The following is a 17,573-nucleotide window of genomic DNA, read 5'->3' as shown; positions in this document are numbered from 1 at the left end:
CGAAAGGATAGGGTGCTATCCGTCTGACCCGTTGGGAACGGACCCGGTTTCATGTCATGTCAGGAGGATCAGCAAAGGATAGCCAATGCCTCGCGCAGTTTTTCACGCCATGGCGTTCGTCGCCATATCCGCCGTGCCTGTTTGGGCCAACGACCTTGCCGCGCCCGAGGGCGACGTGATCCTGACCGTCACCGGATTGGTCGACGTGGTGAACGTCGACCAAAGCGCCGTGTTCGACTTGGCCATGCTTGAAGCGCTGGACAGCTCGGTCATCGAAACCTCGACAATCTGGACCGAAGGCGAAAACGTCTTTCAGGGAGTGTCTCTGGCCATTCTGGCAGAGCGTCTGGGCCTCGACGGAACGACCCTGAAGGCCACGGCAATCAATGACTACACCGTCGAAATCCCCCTGTCCGATGCCGTGGAGGGTGGGCCGATCATTGCCTACAGGATGGACGGCAACACGATGTCGGTGCGCGACAAGGGTCCGCTTTGGGTCATCTACCCCTACGACAGCACGTCCGAATACCGTAGCGAAGTGATCTATTCTCGAAGCATCTGGCAGCTCGACCGCATCGAGGCGGTCGAGTAGGCGTTGTCCAAGACGGCGCGTGCCGCCCGGACGGAAAGGTGGAAAGGAGCGTAATGCGACTTGGCAAAGGTCTGGCGGGTCGCACCCGGCTCATGATCTGGCTGGCGCTGGCGGTGACGTCCTTTGCGGCAATCGTTTTCATGTCGGTGAACGTGGCGCGTGATTTGCGCCTGTTGAATTCGGCCAGTTCGGACAATGTACAGTGGACCCTGTCGCAGGCCGAGGTGGAATTTCTCGAATATGAACTCAACCTTCTGCTTGCCCTGCAAGAGGACCGACCGGACCTGAAGACCGTCCGGCAGGAATTCGATATATTCTACAGCCGCGTCAAGACACTGCGGGAATCGTCTTTGTATGCGTCACTGCGCAACGACGGGAAATTCTCGGAAAACCTTGGTATTGTGCAATCTTTCCTCGCTAATGCAGTCCCGACAATTGATGCCAGCGATCCGGAGCTGATTGCCGCGCTGCCCGCGCTTTTGCAATTGTCTCAGGACGTGCGCTCTAACGTTCGGTCAATGTCCAATTCGGGACTGAACTATTTCGCCCGGAATTCAGATCTGCGCCGGACCAACATTGCGGTGACATTGACCCAATTGGCCGTTGGCGTGACCTTTCTATTGCTGGCGCTGCTGCTTCTGGCGGTATATCTGACCCGTCTCAATAATCTGAACGTTCGACGGCGGTCCGAGGCGATCGAGGCCAGCAAGCGCATGAACATCGTCACCGGCACGGCGCTGGATGCCGTTGTGGTCAGCGATGCAAAGGGGCTTGTTCTGGATTTCAACGCCGCCGCCGAGCAGATCTTTGGCTACGCCGCAGAAGATGCGATTGGCCAGACCATGAGCGATCTGATCGTTCCCGACCATCATCGCGCAGCCCATGAGGCCGGGATGGAACGCATGCGTGTCGGCGGTGAGAAACGGGTGGTCGGCAAGGGCCGGGTCAAGCTGGAGGCCAAACGAGCGGACGGAGATGTGTTTCCCGTCGAACTTGCCATTCAGTCCGCCGAGACCGACGAGGGCGAGATCTTCATCGCCTTCCTGCGGGATATCTCGCATCGTGTCCGCGCAGAGGAAGACCTAGTCGCGGCGCGCGATCGCGCATTGGCCGGAGAAAAGGCCAAGACTGATTTTCTGGCGACCATGAGCCACGAAATCCGCACGCCACTCAATGGGCTGCTGGGCAATCTCGCGCTTTTGCGGGACACGCGGCTGAGTTCAAAGCAGAACCGCTACATCAAGAATATGGACACCTCTGGCAAGCTGCTGATGAGCCATATTTCGGATGTCCTAGACATTACCAAGTACGATGCGGGCAAGCTTCGGCTGCGGCCCGTCGCGATGAACATGAGCACCCTGTTGCAGGATATCGTGGACAATCAAAGCGGCGCGGCATCGGCAAATGACACGACGCTGCAATGGGGGTGGAATGGCAAGCCTGCGGAGTGGATTCACGCAGATCGTGACCGCATTCAGCACATCTTGATGAATGTCATCGGGAACGCGGTGAAATTCACCAAGGACGGAAGCATCACGGTGACCGCCGAGGTGACTGAGGGGCAGCCGTCAGACACCAACCTGTCGATCACTGTCCGCGACACGGGCATAGGAATGGACAGCGCGCTTCAGTCTCAGATTTTCGACGATTTCATGACCGGTGACAGTTCCTATGACCGCGACGTGGGGGGCACCGGGTTGGGTCTTGGCATCGCAAAGAGATTTGTCAAAGCGCTCGGCGGGACAATCTCTGTCGAAAGCGACCTGGGCAAAGGAAGCACTTTCCTCATCCAGTTTCCGATAGATCCCATCGCGCCACCAAAGCCCGCTGCAGAAAGAAATCAGCGTGTCAGAGCGGACCGAGCCTGCCGGATTCTGCTGGTCGAAGACAACGAGATCAATCGTGTTGTCGCGCGCGAGATGCTGCTTGCAGCCGGGCATTCCGTCGCCGAAGCCACAAACGGGCAGATCGCCATAGACCTGGCCCAGGCCCAGCGCTTCGATTTGATCCTCATGGATATCAGCATGCCGATAATGGACGGCCGCGCGGCGACACGGGCCATCCGCGCAGGAACCGGCGCTTCCTCAAGGACGCCGATTGTGGCGCTGACCGCCAATGCAATGGCAGAGGAACAGCAGGCGTTCCTGTCGGATGGCATGAACGAAATCCTGACAAAGCCTCTGACGCGCGAGGCGCTGTTGCGGGTCATTTCCGAACAGGTCGGGCCCGGTGACGCGGTGGTAACGGCACGGGCCACGCCATCGAAGGCTGTGCTGCCCGGTCATATCCAGGAACTCCGGGACACTGTCGGGGCCGAGGTCGCGCAATCGCTGTTGGACCGTTTTGTCGCCGAAATCGACGATACCCTGGACTATCTGCAAAGCTTTGAGACGCAGGATTTTTCACAAACGGCAGAGCGTGCGCATCGCGTCGCAGGAAGCGCAGCCACGATGGGCGCAGTCGCCCTCAGGCTGGCCTTGATCGAGGTTGAGCAGGCCATGAAAGACAAGGACATCACGGCAACACGAACCGCAATCGACGCCCTGCCAGGGATCTGGGCCGAGACGCGACCGCATATGACGACGGACCCCTGAGGTGCCGCGCTGACGCCGCCCGCCCCTAAAGCGCGGCGGCGATGCCCAATATACCAAGGACCCTGCCGACCTCGCCGATATTCGTGACCGTGCTGTCATAGCAGGCGATTGAATCGCCGGGCAGCAGGAACGGATCGTAGTCGTCGCGATCCGCACGGCGCAGCAGATCTTCGATGTCACGCTCGATCACGACGGACACGCCCGTCACTGGATTGCGCGAAAACAGGGCCGCGGAGCGATCGGCACTCGTGGCCCGCGCGCCACCGACGCAGTTCGTATCGATCACAGCCTGCAGATAGCGCGTGCCATAAGGCATTTCGCGGACGTCCCGCCCAACGGCGGACACCGCGTTTCCAGTGGCGGGCTGCGTCAGGTTCGACAGGAACATCGAAACCCCCGGCGGGCTGATCGGGCTTGGCCGCATCAGATCTTCCTGAAAACACTGCCGACTGGGAACGGACACCTCGTCACCGGTCAAGAGCATGATATCGACGGCATTGCGCCCTTCGAAGACGCCCCGCATATCAAGCCGGTAAAGCGTCCCGTTCCGCCGGACCTCGACCGCCGAAATGTCCGCGTCCGGCCGCACACCACCTGCCGCGCGCAGGGCAGCAGACAGGTTGCGCCCCTCGCTCGATGCGCCAAGCGCAGCTTGTCTGCGGCTGTCGACCTGATCTCCCGGAGTGCCTCCGATTTCGACCGCGCGAGGCTCGAAAACCGCGCCGGAAACGCCAATCGTGACAGAGGCAAGATCGGCAACCCGCACGGAAATGCGCGGGCGTTCGGAAAAGAAGTCACCTGCAATCAACAGACCGGCGATGTCATTTTCGACATCGCTGGTCAGACGCCCCTGGGCGCGGACCGGAGCCAGAAAAGGAAGTTTGAGCGTGCCATCCCGCGAAACGACATAGTCGCCGTTGAACGTCTCGTCGTCACCGATCCGGATATCGACCAGATCGTTCCGCGACAGGCGCTCTCCCCTCAGGGCCGCCGCCGCAAGACCGCTGCCTTTGCCGACGGCACCGCCGGCGGGCGGCGCACATTTGTTGGCGTTCAAGGCGGCCGAGCGCAGAAACTGGGCGTCCCTGCGGCTTACGTCTGGCGCGCGGTACTGCGCCTGATAGCCGTCGCCAGCTGCAATGCCTTCAAGGTTGTCGGGTGTATCGAACGCAGTGCAGTTGTTCAAAGCAAGAGCGGCAACAAGAACCGAGCCGAATCTGAGTGTCTTGGACATTCCTGCTCTCTTTGAATTGGCGTGCATTTTTGACCACTGATAGGCAATTACCCGATATCGGTCGACAGGACGATGGCGTCGCAGGCCTATCCGTTTGGATATGATGCAATTCCGTTGCGCCCCGCGCCTCTCCGGTGGCGTCCGGGACAGCATCTTCGGCAATATTCTAAAACGGGTCCAACACATCTGATTGGACCGAATATCATGTCTGCCGCCTTCAAGACATCTCGTTTTGCGCAACACCTCTTCGCTTACGGTGCATCCGAAGTGGCGGCCAAGGTTTCGCGTCTTCTTGTGGTCGTTGTGGTGGCACGGTCCCTGGATCTGACGCAGATCGGTGTGGCGGCCGGTGCCCTCGCAGCGGCCGATATCCTGAAGGCCTTTACGGAAAACGGGGTGGGCCAACGGATCATCTCGGCCTCTGAGGACAAGCTGCAACAGACCTGCGCCGCCGCGCATCGCATCTTCTGGATCTGGTGTGTGGGCCTGTTCCTCGTGCAAGCCGCCGTCGGCTTCGCGCTCTATGCTGCCGGAGGCAGCCTGGAGCTGCTGTGCCTGATCCTGCTGTTGGCAGGAGAGTACCTGTTCATGCCCGCGGGCCTGGTACAGGCCGCACTGGCGATGCGCGCGGGCAAACTGCGTCAGACAGCGGCCATTTCAGGCGCACAGAATGTCGGCGCGAACTTGCTTTCGGCCGCGCTTGCAATGCTGTGGCCGTCAGCCCTCGCGCTGATCCTGCCGCGCTTGCTGACGGCGCCGTTTTGGCTTGTCGCGATGCGCAGGCTTCATCCGTGGACCATCGACCTCAGCCAGGGGCGCGCACCGCTTCGCCCCTTCGTACGTTTTGGCTGGGCGGTGCTTGGGGTCGAACTGGTAAAGGCGATGCGCCTGCAGGCAGACAAACTCATCGTTGGAACCTTGATGGGGGCCGAGGCCCTGGGCCTTTACTTCATGGCGTTCAATGCCGGTCTGAGCCTTGCAAACTCCTTTACGGTCGCCTTTTCGACGGTTCTGTTTCCCCATCTCTGCAATCATGAAGACAAGTCCATGGCGCTGCGTCAAAGCACGCTGCTCGCCATGGCGATGATAACGCCGGTTGTCATCCTTCAGGCGCTTCTGGCACCGTATTACGTGCCGGTTCTGTTGGGCGATGGTTGGACGGGACTGGAGGATATCGTGTCCATCCTGTGCCTCGTCGCCATTCCCGGAACGCTTTGGTCGGCAACGTCAGGCTGGCTTCGGGCGACGGACCAGGCCGCCCGCGAATTCTGGGTGACGGCGGCGATGACCGCAGCCCTCATGGCGAACACCGTCCTGCTCAGCGGACACGGCCTCGTCGCAGTCGCCTCCGGCTACGCCCTCGTTTCGACCGCAGTGATGCTCAGCGCCTCTCTTCCCGCCCTGTACTCGGCCTCTGGCCGCTCTCTCGCAAGGATCTGACCCATGCCCATGTTTTCGATCATCCTGCCCTGTTACAACGCCCAAGCCACGATCGGTCAGACACTGGACAGCCTGCGCGCCCAGAGCTTCGAGGACTGGGAAGCCATCTGCGTCGATGACGGTTCCACCGACAGAACTGTCGATCTGGTCCTGGATGCCGCCATGTGCGACGCCCGTATCCGGATCGGCCCGAACCCCGGCAAAGGACCCAGCCAGGCGCGCAATTTCGGTGCGATGATTGCAAGTGGCGAAGTCCTCGCCTTTTGCGACGCCGATGACATCTGGCTGCCCGGCAAGCTGGCCGAACTGGCCGAAACCTTTACCGACCCTGACATCGACGGCGCCTACGGCCAGATCGGCTTTTTCCAGGATGTCATCTCTGACGCCTCCGTCTTTTCGACAGTGCCCGGCGGTGATCTGACCATCCCGATGCTTCTTGGCGAAAACCCGGTGTGCACGATGTCGAACATCGCACTGCGCCGTGAAGCGTTTGCACGGGCGGGCGGCTTTGATGTCACGATGGTGCACAGCGAGGATCTGGAATGGCTGATCCGGCTGGTTGGCGCGGGCGCCAGGATCACCGGCCTGCCGACATTGCAGACGATGTACCGAACCTCTGTCGGCGGGCTTTCGACCGATCTGGACGCGATGCTTGCCGGACGCACCCGCGCCATCGAAACCGCCGCACGGTTTGGCATCCATCCTACCGCGCAAGATCATGCAATCCACCACCGATATCTTGCCCGTCGCGCGCTCCGACTTGGCGATGCCCGGACCCGGGCCTTGCGCCATGCGATGACGGGATTGCGCCATAGCCCGGCCGGGTTTTTCAAACCCTTCCGCCGCGGTGCCTTGACGCTTGCGGGGGCTTGCGGGGCGCTCGCACTGCCACGGGCCACCTGCCAATCGCTGTTTTCCTGACCATATCGAAAGACCACCTGCCATGACCCTTGCCTCGATCATCGTCCCAGCCTTCAACGTTGCGCGCACGATCAGCGAAACGCTGGATGCCCTTCTGGCGCAGTCTTACTCCGACTTTGAAGTCATCATCGTCGATGACGGCTCCACCGACGAGACGCCGCGCATCGCGGCCGAATTTGCACGGCACCCACGGGTGCGCATGGTTCGCCAGGCCAATCGCGGCCTTGCTGGCGCACGCAACACCGGGATCGCCGCTTCGCGCGGGGAAATCATCGGGTTTTGCGACGCCGATGACCTTTGGGAGCCGGAGAAGCTTGCGGTCCATATGGCCCACCTGAATGCCAATCCAGACGTCGGGATCAGCTATTCCGGTTCCGCCCTGATCAACGACGCGGGTGACCTGCTGAGGCAGGCTCAGCGTCCCCGACTGCACAATGTGGACGCCGCCCTGATATTCAAGCGCAATCCTATTGGCAACGGGTCGGCCGTCGTCCTGCGGCGGGACGTGCTCGAGGCCATTGCCTGGCGCCCACGTCATGAACAGGTGCGCGATTGGTATTTCGACGAAACCTTTCGCCAGTCGGAGGATATCGAATGCTGGCTCCGGATCGCGCTAAGCACCGAATGGAAATTCGAAGGCGTCGAAGGCCTGCTGACGCGGTACCGGATCAACGCCGAGGGGCTATCCGCCGCGACGGACCGACAGCTGGCCGCATGGGAGCGGATGGTGATCAAGCTGACACCCCTCAATCCAGCCTTCTTCCTTGTGAACACCGGCGACGCGCGGGCCTACCAACTGCGCTATCTCAACCGCCGCGCGATCAGCGACCTTGACGCAATCCGCGCCGTCGCGCTGAGCCGCGCCTGGATGGCACAATCCCGCGCGCCCCTGTTCGAAGAACCGGCCAAATCCGTTGTCACACTTGCGGCCACTGCCGGTCTGTCGGTTTTCGGCGCAGCGGTCATCCGTCGTATCATGGCGTTTGGCCAACGTCGCCAGGACACGGCGGCGCTGTCATGACCTTGCCGCGCATTGTTCATCTGGTCGATGACACCACCGCGGGCGGGGTGATGCGCGTTCTGGACCACATCCTGACCGCGCCAGCGATGGCTCAGACCGCGGACCACAGCCTTGTGGTCATCGATCCGGGTCGCATATCGCTTGGCCGAATTGAGGCTGATGTCATCGTCTCGCATCTGGCCATCAGTTGGCGCGCGATGCCGATGCTGGTGTCTTTGCGTGGCAAACACCCAAAGACACCCCTCATCCATGTCGAACACAGCTATACCAAGGCCTTCGTGGCCAGAAATGTCATCCATAAACGGCGTTTCTCGACCCTTCTGCGTGTCGCTTATCGCCTGTTCGACCGTGTCGTCGCCGTCAGCCAGGCGCAGGGCCAATGGTTGGCGCAAAGCGGTGCCGTGCGCGCGTCCGTGCTTTCGGTCATTCCGTCCTGCGTTGACCTGTCTGCCTTTCGTGCCGTCGTTCCGGCGAAATCGCCTGCGCGGGTCATCGGCGCAATCGGACGACTTGATCGGCAAAAGGGGTTCGACACCCTGATCAAGGCGTTTCGACAGACAACCCGTCCGGACATGTTCCTGCATGTCTACGGACAGGGCCCCGAAGAAGACGCCCTCCGAAGTCTTGCAGCAGACGATCCACGTATTCGATTCATGGGCTTCAGCCCTGATCCAGCGACTGCGATGGCGGCGGTCGATGTCGTGGCCATGCCTTCGAACTGGGAGGCATACGGCCTCGTTGCGATCGAAGCACTCGCTGCTGGCCGCAGCCTTCTTGTCAATGACATCGACGGTTTGATCGACCACGTGCCCCAAGGTGCGCAGGTCGTCTTCGATAGGTCCGTCGCAGGATGGCAAGATGCGCTCGAAGGGGTCGTGGCGGGCGAACGTCAAACTCAGGACACGCGCAATGCCAACGGGCCCTATCCGGAGGTTTCATTTTCCAAGAACTGGCAGGAATTGCTGGCAGCTGTGCTGGGCGCCCATTCATCCGGCGCTGCTTCGCTTGCAGCCAAGCCGTCCGGGATGAAACATGTATAAGGAAACTAGCTGGTGAGGCGTCTGGCAAGGCTACAAGCGCCCTTTCCTACGCGCTTTCCCTGTTGAACTCGACCTCTCCAACTGACGCTGACACGGTTCCGAAACGCGAGGTGATGGCAGCAACCGCGCGCCGAGCCCCCAGAACGGCAATTGGGACAAAAAGGGAGGTCCCCCTGCCATGCGGCGTTTCTTCAGATCGCAGCATTGAGAAAGACGTGGGTCACGGCAACGGCATCGCGAGGGTTGTCTCAGATGACATCGTGGCCGGTTTTTGGAATGATCTCAAGCCTTGCATCCGCAACCCGCGCCGTATGAAGCGATTAGGGTCGTGGTCCGGTCCAATCATTGCAGCCTACGGCCATGAACAGAATGGGTCCCGTTGATCGTAGGAAACGACGCGGTCGTGCGTGTCGGACAGGGTCGAAAGCCCGAGCAGAGACCGGAAATCGCCGCCTGCCCCGCCCTGCAGAACCACGATGGTCTGCGCGTCGGGCGGGCCGTCCTTGATCCGCATGTGAGGTCGCACCATGGAAGTCTGTCGCGATGGCAACGCGTTGTCTTGCGTCACCAAGTCAGCAACCGGGAAAGCCCCGCTCGTCCCCCAAAACAGGGTGAGCGTCAGGCCAACCAAGATCGCGCCGCGCCATGTCACGACCACCCTCAAACCATGTCCTCATGGCGTTGGATGATCTTGAGAACCTCCAGCATGAAGCTGAAGGGGCGTTTTGGCGCATCGGTCTGGTTGAATGTGCCGACAAGGAAAACGTCCGCTTTCGGCGCGTGATAGGCAAAGGTTCCGCTGGCCCCGGAATGGCCGATCAGTTCCGGCGAAGGCCGCCAGAGTGTCATCCAACCAGGCAGCTTGAACCGCATCAACCCACCGCCATACTGCAACGGAAAGGAAAGAGGCCGCCACTGGCACATGGCAGGCAGGTTCTGGCGTTGAAACAGGTGCCCGGCCATCACCCTGCGCAGAACGGTGATCAGGTCGTCGGTGTCCGACACGATGCCGCCGTCCGGACCCATGCTGGACAGGATGCGCGGAATGCCAAGCCTCAGATCCTTGTGATAGACCGGAAGCGTCTGATCGTTTCCGTCATGGACCGGGTCGAAGACAGCGGTTCGGCGCAGATCAAGGCGTGCGCAGATCCGGCTTTGCAACGCATCCCCGAACGACAGGCCCGTCGCCGTCTCGATGATCCCGCCAAGAAGCTGGAAGTTGGTGTCGGAATAATGCGCCCTGCCGCTGTCCGGCACCGCCTGGGGCGTCCCCTCCTTCGTCCAGCGCAGGACACGGCCGAGGTCATAGGCATAATCCTTGCTGCGGATCACGTCTGCGGCCACGCCGCCTTCGTAATAGTCGGCCAATCCAGAGGTCTGAAAGACTAGCTGGCGGATCGTAAGACAGGGTCCATAGTCGACGCCTTTCACCACATGCAGACCGGTCAGGTCGACGTCTGGCAAGGCGCTTTGTACCGTTTGATCCAGGCAAAGCCGCCCCTCGTCGACCAGCTGATGGATGATCGCGGCGGTATAGACCTTTGAGATGCTGGCAATGGGAAACCGGCTGTCCGGGGTGGCGTTCCCCGCGCTGCCTCGAAAATCGACCTTGCCATCCCCCGACTGCACCCGAAGCAGCAAACCATGGGCTGTGCTATGCGCCAATGTTGCCTGAAGCAGGTCCTGAAGAGCTGCGTTGGTCTTTTTCATCTCATATCCCCTTCGACTCGCGTGCCCCGAACAGCTGAAAACCAATGGCGAGGAACCAGGCGATGGCCCCAAGGCCGAACACCGCCCCGGCGGCGTCTCCAAACGCCGGGACAACGGTCAACAGACCGCCCAGACCTGTCAAAAGACCCAGATAAATGACCAACCGTCCGAGGCTTTCCCCGACACGCCCTGCAAGACTGACGCAGCCGATCCAGACAGCGCCCGCAATCTCGTTTCCACCGCCGAGCCCAAGTTCAACCGCATGTAACGTCGTCCAAAGCACCTCCGCCGCCGCAGGATCCGCCGCATGGAGATGTGCCGCCCGCACAAGCGCGACATTCGCGATCATGCCGGCGCCCAGGACCAGCGCCGCCCAGACAAGTCCGATCTCGCGGGTCACCGACGCCCAACCCGGTGTCTGGCTGGCCAACCATTCAGACAGGGCGACCACCAGAACGATCAGGGCAAGGGCATTCAGGACATAGATCGTGCTGTTCCACGCAGTCAGGACGCCGGGCCGCACGGCGTTGAAGCCGAGCACGGCAGATGCATCGATATCGGTCGTGCCATAGCCCAGCGGGGCAAGCAGCGTCATCAGCAAGACGAACCCCACCAGATAGGTGGCGGCGCAGATCAAGGCGGCCACCCCGCCGATACGGATCAGGGTCATCTTTCGCCCTCCGGGGCACGGTCATGGGCCGCGGCACGGGTCAAAGCCTGGAAATGCTCGGACAGCCGACGGGTCCCGTGGGTCTGACCGACCATGTCGATCGCCAAGGCCGTCAGAAAGAACTGCGCCGGACCGTGTATTTTCCGAGGCGTCACCCAGGGCAGCACAGCAAGCGCGGCCTTGCGCGACGCGTCGGGCAGACGCGTGATCCGTACGGGTCGATCCAGCGCGGCAAAGGCCATCTGCGCAATTTCGACCTGTGTGAAAACCTCTGGCCCGCCCACGTCCAGCCAGGCGCGCCCCGCCTCGGTCGCCTCAACGACGGCTTCTGCCAGGTCCGCACCATGGATCGGATTGATGCGGGCCTCCCCTGTGCCAAACAGCCAGATCCGTCCGGTCCGCGCCATGGACAGGAACTCTCCCATGTCGGAAAAATAGCCTGACGGCGCGATGATGGTCGATGCCACCCGCGAGGCTTGCAGCGCATCGACGAAATCTGCCTTGGCAGAGACCAGCGGCACATCGCGCATGGCCGCAGCGTGCAGGACATGGACATAGCCAAAGCGCCCGACACCGGCCCGTTCCGCCGCCTGCAACAGGTTGAGATTGGCACCGTAATCGACATCCCGATAGCTTAGCCCGTCTGCCTGCCGTGTGATCCCCAGGGCAGACACGACCAGATCGATCCCGTCCATCACGCCTGACAGGGTGTCGGGGCGGGTCGCCTCCGCCTCGACAAGTGTGTCAGCGTCGAGGTCGCCGGCGCGGGCCCGGTCGCGCACCAAGGCCGTGACGTGATGACCGCGCGCCCGATACGCCGCACAAAGGAAACGGCCAAGATAGCCGGTCGCACCAGCGATGAGGATGGACTGCATGGTTTTCGTCCTGCTCGATCAGTTGCAATTTCGGCGATGCAGGGTCGCAGGCGATGTTGGATCGTTCTCGATCCCTGGCAGGTCGAGATCACGCCTCAGCAGCGTCGAGGTCGGGGTTCGGGGCGTGGCAGGGCCAAGTGAGCAGGATCTGAACGCCAGTTCGAACAGCGAGATGATATCGGCAAGGTGGCTGTGACGGCGCCGCAGGACAGTGTGCATTGGATCATCCTTTTCGATGTTTTCGGTTGAAGCCGGTCAGCCGACCACGCGGTGCCCGCGCCCGCGCACGCATTCCACGACGATGGCTTCCCGCCGCTCGCGCGCAGTGACGGCACCTGCGACCCCTCCGGCCAGCGCCCCCACGATTGCCCCGCCCGCCGCCTCCGCATCGTCATCCGCAGCACCGAGCAGCGCCCCCGCACCGGCCCCCAGGACCGCGGCGCCCGCGGTCTCCTGGTCGAATTGGCGCTGATTGCGGGCAAGGGACTGACAGGCGGCGAGGTCGGCCCGAAAGGCGGGCGTGGGCGGGCCGTCCAGAATCGGGCCATAGTCTGCACCGCTGTCGTCACAGGCCGCGACAAGAACGAGCAAAAGGCAGAGAGCGAATTTTGCGATTTTCATGAGTATATCCTGATGAACGAGGGGCAGCGGCGCGCAAACGCGATCTGCGCGGTCTTGGTGTCGTTGGTGGTTTTCGGTCTATCAGTCAGCCGGGCTTGGCGGGACCGTCCCGGATCTACGGCTGCGCCTCGTGCGATCCGCGAAACCGGTCGCGATACTCTGACGCGGATACGCCCAATTGCCGCTGAAAGGCCCGGCGCATCCGTTCACCGTTCTGAAAACCCGTTTCCATCGCGATCAGCTCGACGCCACGGGATGTCGTCTCCAGGGCGACCCGCGCCGCCTGGATCCGGGCGGTTTCGACGTAGGCCGCCGGGGTCATACCGGTTTCATCCTTGAAACGGCGCGCAAAGGTCCGCTCGGACAGACCGACTTGCGCGGCCAGCCCGGTGACCGTCAGCGGGTGGCCGGGATTGCCCAGGATGAATTCCAGCGTCGCGTTGATCGCCGGGTCCTCGGCGCGTTGCGCGACAAGATGCGCACTGAACTGCGACTGACCGCCCGGCCGCATCATGTACATGACGCTGAAGCGGGCGACCTGAAGGGCGGCCTCATGACCCAGGTCGTCCTCGACCAGCGCAAGGGCCAGGTCCATCCCCGAGGTCACACCGGCCGAGGTCCAGACATTCCCGTCGCGCACGAAGATCGCGTCCCGGTCCACCTCGACCGCCGGGTAATCGGTTTCCATCTTCGGGCACCAGAACCAATGCGTGCTGGCACGCCTGCCGTCCAGCAGGCCAGCCTCGGCAAGCACAAGCGCCCCGGTGCAGATCGACGCGATGCGCCGTGTCCGTGGTGCAGCGGCGCGCAGGAATTCGACCAGGACCCGGTCTTTCATGGCCGACGAACTGCCATGCCCCCCCGCAATCATCAGGGTGTCGATCTCTCCAACTCCGCCCAACACATCCTCGAACGACAACGCGGCGGTGATCGTCAGGCCAGAGCTTGCCTCGATGGGTCCGGCTTTCTCTGCAACGATGGCGATGTCGTAGGGACGGATGTTGTCAGCCGCGAAATGGGCTGTCGTCGCAAGTATCTCGAGCGGTCCCACCACGTCGAGGTTGTGAGCACCGGGATAGGCGACCATGAGAACGCGCCTAGGCCCCGGTAATTTCTTATGATGCTTGTTGCGTGCCATGTTCTGACAATAGCGCCTTTGGCCAGTTGACCGTTAGGACAAAGACCCCTCGTTTTCCGCCAAGCAGTCATGTTGCCATGATCTCCCTGTCCAAAGAGGCGGCGGGCGACCCCGCCTCGCCTGACGCGCTCGATGGCGCAGGACAGGTCCGACGCCGTCGCGCGAGATGACCAGGAGAGCGGAAACGTCGGCGTATGATCCGCTCCGCTCCCGCCTCGCACGAATGGCCTGCGATCCGTATTGCTGCGGGATAGTCCGTTGTCTTGGGCGCCATGAGGCCCAAGTCGACGCCCAACGCTGCTATCATGGGCCCGCCCCGCACTAGGGCGTCACGGACCTCCGGAGGGTGGCCTACGCCGCAAGTCAGAGCCAGCCGCCTGACGGTTCGCCCTTGAGGTCACCCGCGCCCTGTGGCATCACCCGCGCGAGCCGCCGAAAGGTGCGCTGCGGGTATGGTGAAAAGGTATCACGCGAGCTTCCCAAGCTTAAGTTACGGGTTCAATTCCCGTTACCCGCTCCAAAGGCTACCAACGCCCTACGGCACGTAACTTTACGGATTTCACACCATGACCCTGCCCTTCCTGATCCCCCTGGAAGGCACGGCGCTGCGCGACGCTGGCGTGCCCGCGCCCTACGCGCTCGGCCTCGCCAACAAGGTGACCTTCAGCGAGTTGGACGCCTTCAACCACGTCAACAACGCCCGTTATCTCAGCTGGTTCGAAACCTTTCGGATCGCCTACTTCAAGGCGCGCGGATTGGGCGACTACAGCGATCCCGACGACAAACCCATCGTCGTGCTCAAACAGGTCGGCATCGATTATCGCGCCCCGCTCTATATCGAGGACAGCTATGTCGTCGCCGGTCGCACACGCGCATTTCGGCGGCGGTCCTTCACGATGGAATACGGTGTGTGGCGCGATGGTACGCTTTGCGCCACGTCGCACGCGGTGATCTGCCTGATGGAGCAGGATTTCGTCACCATGCGCGCCCTGCCCGCGAAATTCACAACCACATTCGAGACGATGGACGGCGCGGTCTTCGAAGGCTGACTTGCGGTGGAATGGTGGGTGGTGAGGGGCTCGAACCCCCGACATCTTCGGTGTAAACGAAGCGCTCTACCAACTGAGCTAACCACCCTGCGCGGGCCTCCTACCGCAGGGTCGATGTGCCCGCAAGCCTATCGCAGGATTCGGGACTCGCCGGCGTCCACGACCAGGACAACGCCCTGCGGATCGTGCATCCAGTCCCAATCCTCCAACGCGCGCCCGGTCAGCACGGCTTCCAGCGCGATCAGGATGACACCGTGGGTGACAACGATCGTCGGCCCCGACAAACTGTCCAGAAAGGCGTCGATCCGGTTCAGCAGGGCGGCCTGCGTCTCGCCCCCCGGCGCGGCGAATTTCCACGACACGCCGGGCGCATGCCGCGCCTGTGTCGTCCCCTCCCAGTCGCCCATGGAAATCTCGGCCAGCCGGTCGTCGATCTTGGGGGCCAGCCCCGCCAGGGCGGCGGTCGTTCGCGCGCGGCCTCTGGGACTGGTGCGCGCTGGAAAGGCCGCGCCGTTGGCCCGCAGGATCGCGCCCTGTCGTGCGGCCTGTACCTGTCCCAAGGGGGTCAGCGGGCTGTCCAGTCGGCCCTGCATCCGGCCTTCCCGGTTCCAGACCGTCTGACCATGACGCAGCAAGAAAAGCGGCGGCATCGCGTTACCTCACCTGATCCGGCAGCAAAAAGCCCCCTCGAAATCGAAGGGGCCGACACCCCGAAAGGGGAATGGTGGGTGATAAGGGATTTGAACCCCTGACATCTTCGATGTGAACGAAGCGCTCTACCACTGAGCTAATCACCCATCCTGCCGGGTCTTTAGACAAGGACCGCGAGGGGTTCAAGGGGGCTTGGACACCCGCATTCGCCCGTCGCAAAGCTGGCCCGCATCATTGACTCGGTCGTCCCGAACAGTCAGCTTCGAGCGACCTCGAACGGACTGCCAGGAGTTATCATGAAGCGTTCCCTCGTTCTGTCCGCCGCCCTTTTGGTGGCAGCCCTGGGCCCCGCGGCAGCGGATGGCCTGACCCCGCCGCCGCCCGACCCGGTTGTGATCGTCGAGGATACATCGTCCAGCGCCGGCGGCCTGCTCGTGCCGATCCTGGCCCTTATCTTCATGGCAGCCACGGTTCCGAACTGACGACCAGACGGCGCGATACCCCGGCAACTTCGCCGTTAAAGCTCCCAATCTGATCAGAACGATTGCCCGCCAAAGGCCCCTTTGGCGGGTTTCTTACCCATCCCCCGCAAGCCCGCCAACGTTGGCGTCGCTGGAACCTTCGGGCATCCTGACATCAGCCACCAGGCCGAACCAGGAGGACCTCAGGAAACGCATTCTGATCTCATCGACAGCACTGACCCTTGGCGCCCTGCCCCCTGTTTTTACAGATGGCCTCAGCCCGTCTTCGGTGGACCCTGTCGAGATCGTGGTCGATACCTCCTCCTCTACCGGGACGTGATCGTTCAGCTGCCTGCCCTGATCGTGATCGCCGCCGCCGTTTCCAGCGGGAAGGAGTATGGCCCACGACGTTGAAGTCCCCCACCCCGCTGCGGTCGTCACGCTTCTGACCAGGGTCACAAGCGTCGACTGCACCGCGACTGGGCTGGAACCGCACGTCGTCTAGGTCCGGCACAATCTTGGCCGGGTTCGGGCGTGCGCCGAAAACGACTCGCACCCGGATCGGTCGACGATCGTGCCCGGCATTGACAGACCCGCCTGCCCGCCGCCAAGTGCCGCCGACCCATCGTCGGAGGCCCGCTCCATGGACCTACAGGAAATTCTCGACCGGATCGCAGCCGACATGGCCGCGACACAGGATCGAGGTCGCGTGGCCGGCTACATCCCGGAGCTGGCCTGCGTAGACCCGACGCAATTCGCCATCGCCGTGGCCACCGCCGACGGCCAACTGCTTAGCGCGGGCGACGCCGATGTGCCGTTCTCGATCCAGTCGATCTCCAAGGCGTTCACCTTGGCGCTGGCGCTTGGCCGGTTGGGCGATCAGCTTTGGCACCGCGTCGGTCGAGAACCGTCGGGCAATGCCTTCAACTCCATCACCCAGTTGGAACGCGAGGCGGGCATCCCCCGCAACCCCTTCATCAACGCGGGCGCGCTGGTGGTCACCGACAGCCTGCTGGAGGCGCGCGTTCGGTCCGAAGTTCTGGCCGAACTTCTCCGCTTTCTGCGCCATGCCGCAGATGACGACGATATCCACATCAACAAACGCGTTGCCGCGTCAGAGGAGGCGACGGGCCACCGCAACCGCGCCCTGGCCGAATTCATGGCGGCCCACGGCAATATCCACAACGATCCCGCTCAGACGTGCTGGACCTATTTCCACCAATGCGCCGTCGAGATGTCGTGTCGTCAGATGGCGCTCGCGGGGCGGTTCCTGATGGGCGGTGCCTCGGGTCCGACCATGCTGGCCCCGGCACGGATGCAACGGATCCTGGCGTTGATGTTGACCTGTGGGCACTATGACGCTTCGGGCGACTTCGCCTTTCACGTTGGTTTGCCGGGCAAAAGCGGGGTCGGCGGCGGCATCCTGGTCATCGCACCCGGTCGTGCCTCGATCGCGGTCTGGTCGCCGGGGCTGAACGCCAATGGGAATTCGCAGCTGGGCACGCGCGCCATGATGCAGCTTGCAGCAAAAACCGGGTGGTCCGTCTTCCAATGAA

Annotated in this window: 17 protein-coding genes and 3 tRNA genes; 10 read left to right on the top strand and 10 right to left on the bottom strand. The window is 62.4% G+C overall.

Annotated features, from left to right (window positions below):
• Positions 1-85 precede the first annotated feature (85 nt).
• Both K3551_RS10780 and K3551_RS10775 read left to right on the top strand, forming a co-directional pair.
• A complete protein-coding gene (locus K3551_RS10780; RefSeq protein ID WP_259913125.1) occupies positions 86-592 on the top strand; it encodes a molybdopterin-dependent oxidoreductase in 507 nt (168 codons plus the stop codon).
• Between the two features lie 92 nt (positions 593-684).
• On the top strand, positions 685-3,186 hold the full coding sequence (locus K3551_RS10775; RefSeq protein WP_259913124.1) for a PAS domain-containing hybrid sensor histidine kinase/response regulator: 2,502 nt from the start codon (positions 685-687) through the stop codon (positions 3,184-3,186).
• Between the two features lie 25 nt (positions 3,187-3,211).
• On the opposite strand, the gene K3551_RS10770 is transcribed toward K3551_RS10775, so the two are convergent.
• Positions 3,212-4,420, bottom strand: coding sequence for a polysaccharide biosynthesis/export family protein (locus tag K3551_RS10770; protein ID WP_259919565.1), 1,209 nt, complete (start codon positions 4,418-4,420; stop codon positions 3,212-3,214).
• Between the two features lie 204 nt (positions 4,421-4,624).
• Between K3551_RS10770 and K3551_RS10765 the strand changes: the two genes are divergently transcribed.
• The 4 genes from K3551_RS10765 to K3551_RS10750 all read left to right on the top strand — a co-directional run bounded on the left by K3551_RS10765 (position 4,625) and on the right by K3551_RS10750 (position 8,842).
• Positions 4,625-5,860: an oligosaccharide flippase family protein gene (locus K3551_RS10765; RefSeq protein ID WP_259913123.1), complete on the top strand. Its 1,236-nt coding sequence runs from the start codon at positions 4,625-4,627 to the stop codon at positions 5,858-5,860.
• Positions 5,861-5,863: 3 nt separating this feature from the next.
• The gene (locus tag K3551_RS10760) at positions 5,864-6,781 is read left to right on the top strand and encodes a glycosyltransferase family 2 protein (protein WP_259913122.1); all 918 of its coding nucleotides are present in this window, start codon (positions 5,864-5,866) and stop codon (positions 6,779-6,781) included.
• Between the two features lie 22 nt (positions 6,782-6,803).
• Positions 6,804-7,802, top strand: a complete 999-nt coding sequence (locus tag K3551_RS10755) for a glycosyltransferase family A protein (protein ID WP_259913121.1) — start codon at positions 6,804-6,806, stop codon at positions 7,800-7,802.
• A 113-nt stretch (positions 7,803-7,915) separates the two neighbouring features.
• Positions 7,916-8,842, top strand: a complete 927-nt coding sequence (locus K3551_RS10750; RefSeq protein ID WP_259913120.1) for a glycosyltransferase — start codon at positions 7,916-7,918, stop codon at positions 8,840-8,842.
• 352 nt (positions 8,843-9,194) lie between these two features.
• On the opposite strand, the gene K3551_RS10745 is transcribed toward K3551_RS10750, so the two are convergent.
• The 6 genes from K3551_RS10745 to K3551_RS10720 all read right to left on the bottom strand — a co-directional run bounded on the left by K3551_RS10745 (position 9,195) and on the right by K3551_RS10720 (position 13,805).
• Positions 9,195-9,371: a hypothetical protein gene (locus K3551_RS10745; protein ID WP_259913118.1), complete on the bottom strand. Its 177-nt coding sequence runs from the start codon at positions 9,369-9,371 to the stop codon at positions 9,195-9,197.
• 131 nt (positions 9,372-9,502) lie between these two features.
• Positions 9,503-10,552, bottom strand: a complete 1,050-nt coding sequence (locus tag K3551_RS10740; protein WP_259913116.1) for a serine hydrolase — start codon at positions 10,550-10,552, stop codon at positions 9,503-9,505.
• 1 nt (position 10,553) lies between these two features.
• The gene (locus tag K3551_RS10735; RefSeq protein WP_259913114.1) at positions 10,554-11,222 is read right to left on the bottom strand and encodes a hypothetical protein; all 669 of its coding nucleotides are present in this window, start codon (positions 11,220-11,222) and stop codon (positions 10,554-10,556) included.
• Entirely contained in the window at positions 11,219-12,097 is an 879-nt protein-coding gene (locus K3551_RS10730; RefSeq protein ID WP_259913113.1) for an SDR family oxidoreductase, read from the bottom strand. Before K3551_RS10730 ends, K3551_RS10735 begins: the two co-directional genes overlap by 4 nt.
• 255 nt (positions 12,098-12,352) lie before the next feature.
• A complete protein-coding gene (locus K3551_RS10725) occupies positions 12,353-12,718 on the bottom strand; it encodes a glycine zipper family protein (RefSeq protein ID WP_259913111.1) in 366 nt (121 codons plus the stop codon).
• 115 nt (positions 12,719-12,833) lie between these two features.
• A complete protein-coding gene (locus K3551_RS10720) occupies positions 12,834-13,805 on the bottom strand; it encodes a GlxA family transcriptional regulator (protein ID WP_259913109.1) in 972 nt (323 codons plus the stop codon).
• 497 nt (positions 13,806-14,302) lie between these two features.
• Between K3551_RS10720 and K3551_RS10715 the strand changes: the two genes are divergently transcribed.
• Positions 14,303-14,376 (top strand) — tRNA-Gly (locus tag K3551_RS10715).
• Positions 14,377-14,422: 46 nt separating this feature from the next.
• Positions 14,423-14,905, top strand: a complete 483-nt coding sequence (locus K3551_RS10710) for an acyl-CoA thioesterase (RefSeq protein WP_259913108.1) — start codon at positions 14,423-14,425, stop codon at positions 14,903-14,905.
• Between the two features lie 12 nt (positions 14,906-14,917).
• On the opposite strand, the gene K3551_RS10705 is transcribed toward K3551_RS10710, so the two are convergent.
• The 3 genes from K3551_RS10705 to K3551_RS10695 all read right to left on the bottom strand — a co-directional run bounded on the left by K3551_RS10705 (position 14,918) and on the right by K3551_RS10695 (position 15,702).
• Positions 14,918-14,993, bottom strand: a tRNA-Val gene (locus K3551_RS10705).
• A gap of 40 nt (positions 14,994-15,033) precedes the next feature.
• Positions 15,034-15,555, bottom strand: a complete 522-nt coding sequence (locus K3551_RS10700) for a histidine phosphatase family protein (RefSeq protein ID WP_259913106.1) — start codon at positions 15,553-15,555, stop codon at positions 15,034-15,036.
• Between the two features lie 72 nt (positions 15,556-15,627).
• A tRNA-Val gene (locus K3551_RS10695) sits at positions 15,628-15,702 on the bottom strand.
• Positions 15,703-15,852: 150 nt separating this feature from the next.
• On the opposite strand from K3551_RS10695, the gene K3551_RS10690 reads away from it, so the two are divergent.
• Both K3551_RS10690 and K3551_RS10685 read left to right on the top strand, forming a co-directional pair.
• A complete protein-coding gene (locus tag K3551_RS10690; RefSeq protein WP_259913105.1) occupies positions 15,853-16,038 on the top strand; it encodes a hypothetical protein in 186 nt (61 codons plus the stop codon).
• Positions 16,039-16,660: 622 nt separating this feature from the next.
• Entirely contained in the window at positions 16,661-17,572 is a 912-nt protein-coding gene (locus tag K3551_RS10685) for a glutaminase (RefSeq protein ID WP_259913104.1), read from the top strand.
• Position 17,573 lies beyond the last annotated feature (1 nt).

Source organism: Jannaschia sp. M317, assembly GCF_025141175.1.
Classification (GTDB): Bacteria; Pseudomonadota; Alphaproteobacteria; order Rhodobacterales; family Rhodobacteraceae; genus Jannaschia.
This window is presented reverse-complemented; position numbering and strand designations above follow the sequence as displayed.